Annotated in this window: 7 protein-coding genes; 1 reads left to right on the top strand and 6 read right to left on the bottom strand. The window is 70.7% G+C overall.

Translation table 11 applies throughout. From position 1 onward, the window contains the following. Positions 1–473: 473 nt before the first annotated feature. The 5 genes from ABEB12_RS40015 to ABEB12_RS40035 all read right to left on the bottom strand — a co-directional run bounded on the left by ABEB12_RS40015 (position 474) and on the right by ABEB12_RS40035 (position 7692). Positions 474–2987, bottom strand: a complete 2514-nt coding sequence (locus tag ABEB12_RS40015; RefSeq protein ID WP_185060699.1) for a DUF3516 domain-containing protein — start codon at positions 2985–2987, stop codon at positions 474–476. Positions 2988–3015: 28 nt separating this feature from the next. After that, positions 3016–4626, bottom strand: coding sequence for an adenylate/guanylate cyclase domain-containing protein (locus ABEB12_RS40020; protein WP_221497681.1), 1611 nt, complete (start codon positions 4624–4626; stop codon positions 3016–3018). 64 nt (positions 4627–4690) lie between these two features. After that, positions 4691–5404: a BTAD domain-containing putative transcriptional regulator gene (locus tag ABEB12_RS40025; RefSeq protein ID WP_185060700.1), complete on the bottom strand. Its 714-nt coding sequence runs from the start codon at positions 5402–5404 to the stop codon at positions 4691–4693. Positions 5405–5776: 372 nt separating this feature from the next. Then, the gene (locus ABEB12_RS40030; protein WP_185060701.1) at positions 5777–6745 is read right to left on the bottom strand and encodes an ATP-binding protein; all 969 of its coding nucleotides are present in this window, start codon (positions 6743–6745) and stop codon (positions 5777–5779) included. After that, on the bottom strand, positions 6742–7692 hold the full coding sequence (locus tag ABEB12_RS40035; RefSeq protein WP_345703564.1) for an MEDS domain-containing protein: 951 nt from the start codon (positions 7690–7692) through the stop codon (positions 6742–6744). The genes ABEB12_RS40030 and ABEB12_RS40035 overlap by 4 nt, the downstream gene beginning before the upstream one ends. Before the next feature lie 422 nt (positions 7693–8114). Between ABEB12_RS40035 and ABEB12_RS40040 the strand changes: the two genes are divergently transcribed. Beyond that, complete coding sequence (locus tag ABEB12_RS40040) at positions 8115–10460, top strand: glycoside hydrolase family 65 protein (protein ID WP_345703565.1); 2346 nt, start codon at positions 8115–8117, stop codon at positions 10458–10460. A 357-nt stretch (positions 10461–10817) separates the two neighbouring features. Here ABEB12_RS40040 and ABEB12_RS40045 read toward each other — a convergent pair whose 3' ends face one another. Further along, positions 10818–12395 (bottom strand): acetolactate synthase large subunit, encoded by a 1578-nt coding sequence (locus ABEB12_RS40045; RefSeq protein WP_185060703.1) that lies wholly within the window; start codon positions 12393–12395, stop codon positions 10818–10820. Positions 12396–12429: the final 34 nt, after the last annotated feature.

Below are 12429 nucleotides of genomic sequence, written 5' to 3' on the forward strand. Positions count from 1 at the left end.
CCGCTGGCCGGCAGCTGAGAGCTACTAACCGAACCGCCGGAAACACCGATCACGGGATAGACCCCCACCTGGCGAGTCGGGGATTTGGGTACGGTGAGTCGGGGATTTGGGTACGGTGTTGGTGGGTACCGCGCGGGGTGTTCGACCGCGGTGCGGGTTTGACCCGGTCGGCCGGCGGAGCTGGGTGCTGACGTCGATTCCTGCGCCTGCTCGCTCGCCGAACCGCCCGCCACGTCGAGATGGACGTTGTGGTCGTGGCAAGTGAGAGCAGCCGACCATGGTGTCCATCTCGATGAAGGCAGCCAGGCGAACCGGCCGGACTTCGACTCTAGGTAGTCGCACGCTCGGACATTGAGGCAGGCAGCAACCAACTCGAGTTCCTGACGCACTGGGCACGAATCCCCGACTCGCCGTACTCAGATCCCCGACTCGCCGTACCTAGATCCCCGACTCGCCGAGTGGGTGGGCAGCGGCTAGAAGCGTTGGACGCCGGTGACTTTTAGGGCGGGGGTGCCGGTGGTGTGGGAGGTTTCCAGGTCTAGGTCGGCGGAGATGAACCATTCGTGGTAGCCGTCGGGGTCGTCCAGGACCTGGTGGATTTCCCAGCGGCCGTCCGCTTCGGTGATGCGGAAGAGGTCCGGGCCTCTTGCGTGCGCGTCGGTGCGGATCTCGTCGAACTGCTCGAAGTAGGGCTCCAGGGCGAGCTGCCACTGGTCGGCGTCCCAGGTGCGGGACGGGTCCAGTTCGCCCAGCTCGTACCACTGCTTCCGGGCGGCCAACTGCACGCGGCGGAACATCGCGTTGCGCACCAGCACCCGCAGTGCCCGGGGGTCGACGGTGACCGGTCGGGGCTGTGCCGCGCCCGGGGCGGCCTCCTTCGAGGCGTCCGGGTTGGCCAGCTTCTCCCACTCGTCGAGCAGGCTGGAGTCGACCTCGCGGACCAGCTCGCCGAGCAGCTCGATCAGGTCGGCGAGGCCCTCGGTGCGGGCCTCCTCGGGCACTGTCTGGCGCAGTGCCTTGTAGGAGTTCGTCAGGTAGCGCAGGACCAGGCCCTCCGAGCGGGCCAGCTGGTAGTGCCCGATGTACTCGACGAAGGTCATGGACCGCTCGTAGAGGTCGCGGGACACGGACTTGGGGGAGAGCTCGAAGTCCGCCACCCACGGGTGGCCGCGCCGGTAGGTCTGGTAGGCCGCGTCCAGCTCCTCGGCCAGCGGCTGGGGCCAGCTGATCTCCTCCAGGGCGGCGGTGCGCTCGTCGTAGTCCAGCCCGTCCGCCTTCATCTCGGCTATCGCGGCCCGCCGGGCCGCCGAGCGCTGAGCGAGCAGCACCTGCTTCGGGTCGTCCAGGGTGGCCTCGAGGACGGACAGCACGTCCAGCGGGTAGTCCGGCGACTCCCGGTCCAGCAGCTCGACGGCGGCCAGCGCGAACGGGGACAGCGGTTGGTTCAGCGCGAAGTCCATCTGCAGGTCCACGGTGACCTTGGCCCGCCGGCCGTCGGTGTCCGGCTCGGGCAGCTGCTCCACCACGCCGCCGGCCAGCAGCGCGCGGTAGATGGCGATTGCGCGCAGGATGTGCTTGCGCTGGGCCGGCCGGTCCTCGTGGTTGTCCTCCAGCAGGTGGCGCATGTGGGCCAGGGTGTCCCCGGGCCGGTTGATCACGTTCAGCAGCATCGCGTGGCTGACCCGGAAGCTGGACCGCAGCGGCTCGGGCTGCGCCGCGACCAACCGCTCGTAGGCGGCCTCGCTCCAGGAGATCTCGCCCTCGCGTGGCTGCTTGCGCACCACCTTGCGCCGCTTCTTCGGGTCCTGGCCGGCCTTGGCCAGCGCCTTCTGGTTCTGCACCACGTGTTCCGGGGCCTGCACCACCACGGTGCCCACGGTGTCGTATCCGGCCCGGCCGGCCCGCCCGGCGATCTGGTGGAACTCGCGGGCGTTGAGCATCCGGCTGCGGGTGCCGTCGTACTTCACCAGCCCGGTGAATACCACGGTGCGGATCGGCACGTTGATGCCGACGCCCAGGGTGTCCGTGCCGCACACCACCTTGAGCAGGCCGGACTGGGTGAGCCGCTCCACCAGCCGGCGGTACTTGGGCAGCATGCCGGCGTGGTGCACGCCGATGCCGTGCCGGACCAGCCGGGACAGCGTGCGGCCGAACCCGGCGGCGAACCGGAAACCGCCGATCAGCTCGGCGATCTGGTCCTTCTCCTCCCGGCTGCACACGTTGATGCTCATCAGCGCCTGGGCGTGCTCGATCGCCGCGACCTGGGTGAAGTGCACGACGTAGACCGGCGCCTGCTTGGTGTACAGCAGCTCCTCCACCGTCTCGTGCAGCGGCGTGGAGGCGTAGGAGAACATCAGCGGCACCGGCCGCTCGCCGGAGCTGACCACGGTGGTCGGCTGGCCGGTGCGCCGGGTCAGGTCCTCCTTGAACCGGGTGACGTCGCCCAGCGTGGCCGACATGAGCAGGAACTGGGTGTGCGGCAGCTCGATCAGCGGGACCTGCCAGGCCCAGCCCCGTTCCGGATCGGCGTAGAAGTGGAACTCGTCCATCACCACCTGGCCGACGGCGACCTCCGCGTCGGCCTCGCCGCCGTGCCGCAGCGCGATGTTGGCCAGCACCTCGGCGGTGCAGCAGATGATCGGTGCGCCGGGGTTGATGCTGGAGTCGCCGGTCATCATGCCGACCTGCTCGGCGCCGAAGACCTCGCACAGCGCGAAGAACTTCTCCGAGACCAGCGCCTTGATCGGCGCGGTGTAGAAGCTGCGGATCCCCTGGGCCAGCGCGGCGAAGTGCGCCCCGGTGGCCACCAGGCTCTTCCCGGATCCGGTGGGCGTGGCCAGGATGACGTTGGAGCCGGACACGATCTCGATCAGCGCCTCCTCCTGCGCCGGGTAGAGCGTGATGCCCTGCTCGGTGGTCCAGAGGGTGAAGGCGTCGTAGAGCGCGTCCGCGTCGGCGGTGTCGGGAAGCTTCTCGGTGAGGTTCATGTCGCTTTCGATGGTGCCCGATCCCCGGTCAGGACGCGGTGGCGCCTTCGGGGTCGAGTCGGGTGACGGCGTCGATGCCCGTTCCGCTGACGCTGCTCTCGGTCGGCTCGGCCGTCGCCCGGGGCGGTCGGCGGCGCCGCTGCACCGGGGTGGCCAGGCGGGTCGGGGAGGAACGGCCGCGCAGGGTGACCGCGTCGCCCAGCTCCCAGCGGCGGGCCTCGGTGGCGTTGGCCATGACCACCGCGCCGCGCGCGGCCAGCACCCGGCCGGGCACGTTCTTGGCCAGCTCGGTGAGGCGCGCGGCCTCGTTCACCGGGTCGCCGATCACGGTGTACTCGTAGCGGTTCACCCCGCCGACGTAACCGGCCACCGCCTCGCCGGCGGAGACGCCGACCCCGGCGAACAGCTGCGGCACCTCGATGCTGAGCTGTTTGGCCAGCTCGCGGGCGGCGTTCAGGGCGCGCCCGGCCGGGTTGTCCAGGTCGTTGGGCGCGCCGAAGATGGCCAGCGCCGCGTCGCCCTCGAACTTGTTGATCCAGCCGCCGCACTTCTCCACCACGTCGACGACGACCCCGAAGAACTGGTTGAGCAGCGCGACCACCTCGGTGGGGGACTGTTCGTGGGCCAGCGTGGTGGAGCCGACCAGGTCCACGAACAGCACGGCGACCGTGCGCACCTCGCCGCCCAGCCGCACCTCCTCGCTGCTCGTGGTGGCGTGCGCGACGTCCTGGCCCACCTGGCGGCCGAACAGCTCGCGGATCCGCTCCCGCTCGCGCAGCCCGCCGGCCATGGTGTTGAACCCGGCCTGCAGCTGGCCGAGCTCGGTGGCGTCGTACACCGGCACCGAGACGTCCAGCTCGCCACGCTCGATCTTCTGCATGCCCAGCCGCACGGTGCGCACCGGGTCGGCCACCGCGCGCGCCGAGCCCACCGTGGTCAGGAAGCCCATCAGGAGCACGGCCACGCAGCCGGCCAGCACCACCACGGCCAGCTGCTCGGCCGGCACGTCCCGGTAGATCAGCACCTGCAGGCCGGTCAGCGCCAGCCCGCTCACCGGCACCCCGGTGCCCAGCGCCCAGAACAACACCGGCCGGGCCAGCACGCTGGCCCGGAACCGGGGGCGGGGCGGGTTGCCCTCCAGCACCCGTGACGCCGCGCGGCGCAGGATGCGCTCGGCCAGCAGGTAGCAGAGTGTGCAGGTGGTGATGCCGCCGACCAGCACGGTCTCCGCGACCCCGAGGCCCAGGCGGAGCGAGAACATGCCGTTCAGCACGCCGAACACCACCGCCCCGACCAACCAGCTGATCATCAGCATCAGCGAGACGCGCAGCGGGCCGTGGAGCACCAGCTGGCGTTCGTGCCGGGGGTCGTCGACCCGCGCGCGGAACATCAACTTCAGCGTGATCAGGCCGATCACGATGCTCACCGCCAGGTAGGCGAGGGTCACCGTGAGGTTCAGCATCAACACGCGCTGGGGGTCGGACAGCTCGCCGGGTGACTTGGGCAGCACCCACAGCGAGTACCCGATGGTGCCGATGGTGCCCGCGACGTTCGCCGCGAGGATGACCGCGACCAGCAACAAGCGCGCCGGCAGGTCGATGACCGTCCGGCGTCGGGCCACCCGCCCCTTCCTGACCATGATTGGTCGAACTCTACGCTGAGAAGGGCCGGAAGGTGTTGCCCGGTCAGTTATCGCACGCGGTTCAGCCGCGGACTCCGGCGCCCATGCCGACCTGCGCGCGCCGCGGCGCCGGGTCCATCCGCATGCCCCGGCCGATCGGGCCGCCGCCCGGGTGGATGGGCCGCCGGACGTGCAGCACCGGCCAGGCCGGCGAGGGCGGGAAGAAGGTGTTGAACTCGGCCGGCACGATGCCCAGCTTGGCGCAGTTCTCCAGGAACGCCTCGTACTGGTGCATCGCCTCGGAAACGCTGCCGGCGGCCAGGTGCGCCTCGATCAGCGCGCGCCGGGCGCTCTCCCGCAGCGGGTCCGTGGTGACCACCAGCTGCCCGGCCCGGATGGCCGGCTCGTGCCTTCCGACGTCGGTCAGGCGGCGGCACAGCGACTCCAGCGCGTGCATCCGGACCTGGCGGAACCGCTCCCGCTCCGGCTGCACCCACTCGTCGGTCCAGCCCGGCAGCAGGTCCTGGCTGAGCAGGCCGATCAGCTCGTCGGCGGCGGGGAAGGTGGCCGCGCACCGCTGCTGCTCCCAGGCGCGCAGCAGTGCGAACGCCCGCTGTACGTCCACGTCCAGCCCTTCGGCCAGCCGCAGCCCGGTGACGGGACCGACGGTCACCTCGGTGACCAGGTCACCCAGGGAGTCGCAGACCCCGGCCAGCGTGCCGAGGGCGGTGTCCCGGTCCCGGCCGGGCCAGAGCAGCGCGGCCAGCTCGCCGGCCGGGCGCGGCGAGGTGCTCATGGCGAGCAGGGCGAGCAGCCGGCGCTCGTCCGGCTCCAGAGGGGATGCCGTGGTATCAGCGCCGTGGGGGATCCTCAGCTCGAAAGAACCGAGAAGACGCAGCTTCGACGGGCGTGCCGGCGCGGCACAGCCCGACTTTCCATCAGGCATTTCTTTTTCCCCACGTTTTTGTTCGGCGGGCCGCACAGAAGTGCGGAAATCCCCCGGCGCATGCTTTTCGGCCGACGCGTACGGGCACTGCGGGCGCGCGGTCGGCCCCCGTAGTCTTCCCCCTGTTCGCGGCGCTGCCTAGGTCCGTTCCGGGAATCATCTTCGCCCATTCGTGACATGCGGGCGCCGCCGGGGTCTCGTTCGCCCCGGCGCGGCCGTGGATCAGCCGCTTCCGCTGAGTACCGCCTGCAACTGGACGTGCGTCCCCTTGCCGTCCGACCAGACATGTAGCAGGTCACAGAGCTGCCGGGCCATCCAGACGCCCCGCCCTCGGCTCGCGCTCGGGTGCGGCAGGCGCAGGCCGGGCAGCGGTTCGGCGAGCGCGCCGGTGTCGTGAACTTCACACACCAGACGGTCGTGTCGCTGCCAGATCTGCAGCGTGCCGAGGCCCCGGCCGTGCTCCACCGCGTTGCTCGCCACCTCGTTCACCGCGATGATGAAGTCGTCGGCCTTGGCCTTCTCCATGCCCAGCTTGTCGGTCGCCCGGCCGACCGAGGTGCGCAGCTCGATCAGCTGCCACGGGGTGAAAGTCATTTCGTGGTCCGGGGTGCCCAGGCGGGAGGCCGCCGGCACCGGGTGGGCGGCGAGCACCTCGGCCGGCTGCCGCACCTCGGTGTTCCGCCGGATGGCGCCGTCCGGGTCGATCAGCCACGGGTGGCTCCACAACACCGCCCGGTGCTTCGGGCCCTCGGCAAGGGAAGCCGGATAAAGGCAGGTCATGGTGATCGGCGCGGAGGAGAGCGCCAGGTTCAGCGCCACGTCCGTCTCCACCCAGGAGCTGGGGTCCTCGTCCGGGTTGTCCGCGCGGTGCTCGGCGATCACGGTGACCGGGCCGGCCCAGTCGACCAGGTCGCGCAGCTCGTGCGCCCGGCGGGTGGCCAGGGTCTGGCCGGAGCGGCGCATCCACGGCTTCGGCGGCGGCAGGTGGATCAGGCCGACCGGCTCGACCAGCGCCTCGCGCAGCCGCCGTTCGGTGTCCGAGGACGCGATCAGCGCGACCGGGGTGCCGCCGCGCAGGCCGGCCTCCGCGATGGGCGCGGCGATCGAGACCAACTCCTCGGCGGACGAGTAGTAGGCGGCCCGGTGCGCGAAGCTGCTGGGCTGCGCGGCGCGAGTGTTCTCGAACCTCACAACGTCCCCTCGAGCGGCTCTGCCCAGTCCTCCTGGTCGGCATCGTCGTCGTCGATCTCGTCCCGGTCGTCGTGGTCACGCCGGTCGCGCAGGCTCAACTGCGTGGTGAACGCGGCGCCGCACTTGTCCATCACCCGGCGCAGCTGCGGGTGCGCGTCGTAGAGCACCAGCTTGTGGCTCTCCGGGAATGCCTCGGCGGCCTGCACGAACTGCACCACCGCGGTCACGTCGGCGAACCGCAGGGACTCCAGGTGTACGGAGATCTCCCTGCTCGTCTCGGCGGCGCGCAGTGCGGCGTCCAGCTCCCGCTCGATCACACCCCGGATCAGGTGCCGGTTGCTGAAGTCCACCTCGCCGGCCACCCGGGTCCGGAACGTGCCCTGCCGGGTGACCCGCAGCAACCCGTCGTCGTAGATCGCCGGGGTGATCAGCTTGATGTGGTGGTTGGCGCACAGCTCGTCCAGCGCGCGGGCCGACCAGTCGGCGCGCTCGTACTGACACAGCAGGGTGATCGGACGCCCGCGCAGGCTGTACTGCAGCGCGCGGTCGTACTCCGCCACCGTGTGGCCGTTCGGCAGGTGCTTGGTGCCGGTGGGCTCCTCGGCGATGCGGACACCGGAGTAGCCCTCGCGCAGCGCCTCGCCCACCTTCTGCGAGACCATGGCGCTCAGCTCGTCCACCCGCAGCGTCCAGAGCCGGTTGGTCACCTCCGGCGGGACCACGGTCAGCTGGCGGGTGCGGATGTGCCTGGCCACGTCGACGTTGTCCTCGCGCAGCCGGCGCATCAACGGCTCGGTGCTGCGACCGCCGTCGTAGTAGAAGATCTTCTCACCGTGTGCGAGGCCTCCGGCCACATAGCCGGCCGCGACCTCCCAGTGCTGCTCGTCGCTGTCCATGACAACGCATGCGTGATCGCCTGGCGCGATCTCGCTGAGCGTCTTGGCCACGAACAACCTTCACCCACCCGTGTTCATCACATTGCGCTGCTGTTGGATCAACTGTATGTGATCATCGGCCCACTCAGGCTCCCACGCGGGCCGGACGGCGGTTTTGCGTCGCCCAGCGGGCGAGCGCTTCTCCGTGCCCGTTGGGCCTCGTGTGGTTCACCAGAGCCACCGCATGGGGCAGTTTTCTCCTGGTTCCCGGTGCTAGCAAGTGCCATTAGTCAGTCGTGCGTCCGGAGGGTGTTCTAGCACACATGAGAGGCTCAACGGCGCTGATCGAGTTCGGATGCGGGCCAGATGCGGTGATTGGACGATTGACCGGGTGAATCTCGACCGGTTGGCGCACCGAGTGGCTCGCACAGCGATTCACAGTGTGTTCGATGGCCCGAATGTGTGGCCGGCGATGTCCATGCGATGGTCTCCGCGTGGATTCATGGCGGTTGGTCGAACCAACGTTGGACATCGACCTCTTGGCCCAGACCGAGTCTCTGTTCGCCCTGTCGAACGGGCACATCGGGTTACGCGGCAACCTCGACGAGGGTGAGCCGCACTCGTTGCCCGGGACCTACCTGAACTCGCTGTACGAGCTGCGCCCGTTGCCCTACGCGGAGGCCGGTTACGGCTATCCGGAGTCCGGGCAGAGCGTGATCAACGTGACCAACGGCAAGCTGATCCGGCTGCTGGTGGACGACGAGCCGTTCGACGTGCGCTACGGCGAGCTGCACCGGCACGAGCGCACCCTGGACTTCCGGGACGGCGTGCTGCGCCGCGACCTGGAGTGGACCAGCCCCGCGGGGCAACGCGTGCGGGTGTGCAGCACCCGGATGGTGTCGTTCGTGCAGCGCTCGATCGTGGCCATCCAGTACGAGGTGACCCCGGTGGACGCGCCGGCGCGGATCGTGCTGCAGTCCGAGCTGGTGGCCAACGAGCAGCTGCCCCCGCCCGGCAACGACCCCCGGCTGGCCGCGCTGATGGAGGCGCCGCTGGAGCCGGAGGAGACGTACCCCAACCACACCGGGGTGCTGCTGGTGCACCGCACCCGGCACAGCGCGCTGCGCATGGCTTCGATGATGGAGCACATCTGGGACGGTGACGACGACGTACTGGTCACCACCGATGCGCACCCGGACGCCGGCAGCGTCACGCTGAGCACCACGCTGGAGCCGGGGCAGCGGTTCCGGCTGGTCAAGCTGATCGGGTACGGCTGGTCCAGCCAGCGGTCCCGGCCGGCGGTGCGCAGCCAGGTGATGGCGGCGGTGACGGCGGCCAAGCACAGCGGCTGGGACGGGCTGCTGGCCGAGCAGCGCAGGTACCTGGACGAGTTCTGGGCGCGGGCCGACGTCCGGCTGGACGGCGACGAGCGGATGCAGCAGGCCATCCGGTTCTCCCTGTTCCACGTGCTGCAGGCGGGGGCGCGAGCCGAGCAGCGGGCCATCCCGGCGAAGGGGCTGACCGGCTCGGGCTACGACGGCCACACCTTCTGGGACACCGAGACCTTCCTTCTGCCGGTGCTCACCTACACCGCGCCGCAGGCGGCGAAGGACTCGCTGCGCTGGCGGCACAGCACGCTGGACCTGGCCCGGGAACGGGCCACGCAGCTCGGCCACACCGGTGCCACCTTCCCCTGGCGGACCATCCGGGGGCAGGAGTGCTCGGGCTACTGGCCGGCCGGCACCGCCGCGTACCACATCAACGCGGATGTCTCGGACGCCGTGCTCCGGTATGTGAACGCCACCGAGGACCTGGACTTCGAGCGGGACTACGGCCTGGAGATCCTGGTGGAGACCGCACGGATGTGGATCTCGCTCGGGCACTTCGACGCGGCCGGCCGGTTCCGGATCGACGGGGTCACCGGCCCGGACGAGTACAGCGCGCTGGCCGACAACAACGTCTACACCAACCTGATGGCGCAGCGGAACCTGCGCGGTGCCGCCCGGGTGGCCAAGGCGTACCCGGACAAGGCCGGCGAGTTCTCCGTGACCGGCGCCGAGCTGGACCAGTGGAGCCGGGCCGCCGAGTCGATGTACGTGCCGTTCGACGAGCGGCTGGGGGTGCACCCGCAGGCCACCGGGTTCACCGACCACGAGCGCTGGGACTTCGACAACACGCCGAAGGAGAAGTACCCGCTGCTGCTGAACTATCCGTACGGGGACATCTACCGCAGCCAGGTGATCAAGCAGGCCGACCTGGTGCTGGCCCTGCACCTGCGCGGCGACTACTTCACCCCGGAGCAGAAGGCGCGCAACTTCGCCTACTACGAGGCGCTCACCGTGCGGGACTCCTCACTGTCCGCGTGCACCCAGGCGGTGATCGCGGCGGAGATCGGGCACATGCGGCTGGCCCAGGACTACCTGCGCGAGGTGGCGCTGACCGACCTGGACGACCTGCACCACAACACCGGCAGTGGCCTGCACATGGCCAACCTGGCCGGCGTCTGGCTGGGCCTGGTCGCCGGGTTCGGCGGGATGCGCGACCACGACGGGGCGCTCACCTTCGCGCCGCGCCTGCCGGCCGGCTGGACCCGGCTGAAGTTCGGCATGACCTTCCGGGGCCGGCAGCTGCGGGTCGACATCAGTCCCTCCGAGGCGAGTTACAAGCTGCAGGACGGCGAGCCGCTGACCCTGCGCCACCACGGGCAGAAGGTCACCGCACGCGTGGGCAAGGCGGTCCGGCACCCGATCCCGCCGGTGCTCACTCCCGCACCGGTGCACCAGCCGCCCGGGCGCCCACCTCTGACGGGGAATCCAGTCTTCCCCTGGTCGAACGCTTAGACCTGCGCGTTTGGTGCGGGGCGGGTTCTAGGGACGGCTTGGACGGGGACGGTGGGGGGCGGCTCGCCTCCGGCTGCCGGCCGGCGGTTGGGGCGGTGCGGCTTCGTTACTCACCGTGGTCGGTTGGTGGGGGTCGGCGAGGGCCTGCCGCGCCGAGTGCTGGCTGAGTCCGGTGTTTTCTTGATCGAAACCGGACTCAGCTTGCGCTCGATGAACGGGCGCCCGCTGCGGCCCCGCTTGGCGACTACAGGGAGTGAGATCGAGCGCCGAAAACGCAACGGGCCGGACCCGAACCGAGCCAGATCCTGAGCCGCGCCCGTCCAAGCTGATCTTTAAACCGCCGCCGAACCGAACGACTCAGCCCATCGGGGTGAGCACCGCATCGATCAAGTGAGGGCCGGGTTCGGACCGCGCCCGGGCCAGAGCGGCGGTCAGCTCCTCGGCGGTGGTCGCCCTCGTGGCCGATACGCCCATGCCGGTGGCGATGGCCACGAAGTCCAGGTTCGGGCTGCCGATGTCGAGCAGCTTGCTGGCCTTCGGCCCGGGGCCGTTGCTCGCGCCGGGGGTTTCCGCGCCGACCCGCTCCAGCTCCATGCGCAGGATCGCGTACGCGCTGTTGTTGTAGATCACCGTGGTGATGTCCAGGCTCTCCCGGGCGTGCGTCCAGAGCGCGGAGATGGTGTACATCGCCGAACCGTCCGCCTGCAGGCACCACACCGGGCGGTCGGGCGCGGCCACCGCCGCGCCGGTGGCCGCCGGCAGCCCGTAGCCGATCGCGCCGCCGGTCAGGGTGAGCCAGTCGTGCCTCGGCGCGCCCTCGGTGGCGGCGGGTAGGAAGAAACTGCTGGTGACCGACTCGTCCACCACGATCGCGTGTTCCGGCAGCAGCGCGCCGATCGCGGCGGCGGCGGTCTCGGCGGTGAGTGCGCCGGTCGGCGCGGCCGGGCGGTTCAGCGGGGCGAGCGGGGCGGTGGTGCCGGGGGCGACCTCGTCGGCCAGCGCGATCAGTGCGTCGGTGGCCGGGCCGCTTTGGCCGGCGAGGGTGTGCACCTGGCAGCCGTCCGGCACCAGGTCGCTGGGCTTGCCCGGGTAGGCGAAGAAGGTGACCGGGGACTTGGCGCCGGCCAGGACCAGGTGCTTCGCCCCGCCCAGCTGGTAGGTGGCCATCTCGGCCAGGTAGCCCAGCCGGCCGACCACCGGCACCCCGGCGCCCCGCTCCAACCGGGTCGGGAACGTCTCGCAGAGCAGCTTGGCCCCGGTCGCCTCGGCGATCCGCGCGGCGGCGGACAGACCCGGCTCGCGGGTAGCCTCGCCGCCGATCAGCAACACGCCGGGATCGCCCGAGCGCAGTGCCTTGGCGGCCGCCGCCACGGCCTCGCTGACGTCCGCGCGCGCCACCCCTTGCTCTGCGTGGGAATTTGCAACATTCGGTGCACCCGAAGTCCAGGACACGTCGGCGGGCAGGATCAGCGTGGCCACCTGGCCGGGTGGGCCGCTCGCGGCGGCGATCGCCGCGCGGGTGTCGGCGGCCACGTCCTCCACCCGCTGGGTGCGCCGCACCCAGCCGGAGACCGCCCCGGCCAGCGCGTCGATGTCCGACTCCAGCGGCGCGTCGTACTGCTTGTGGTAGAGCGCGTGGTCGCCGACCACGTTCACGACCGGAGTTCCCGCCCGGCGGGCGTTGTGCAGGTTGGCCAGCCCGTTGCCCAGGCCGGGACCGAGGTGGAGCAGCACGGCGGCCGGTTTGCCGGCCATCCGCGCATAGCCGTCGGCCGCCCCGGTGGCCACGCCCTCGAACAGCGCGAGCACCCCGCGCATCGCGGGCACGGTGTCCAGCGCCGCGACGAAGTGCATCTCCGAGGTGCCCGGGTTGGCGAAGCACACGTCCACGCCGCCGTCCACCAAGGTGTTGATCAACGCCTGGGCGCCGTTCATTTCTTGCTCCTCCTTCGTCGGAGCTCGTGAGTGG

Source organism: Actinospineispora eucalypti (genome assembly GCF_039543365.1).
Classification (GTDB): domain Bacteria; phylum Actinomycetota; class Actinomycetes; order Mycobacteriales; family Pseudonocardiaceae; genus Pseudonocardia; species Pseudonocardia eucalypti.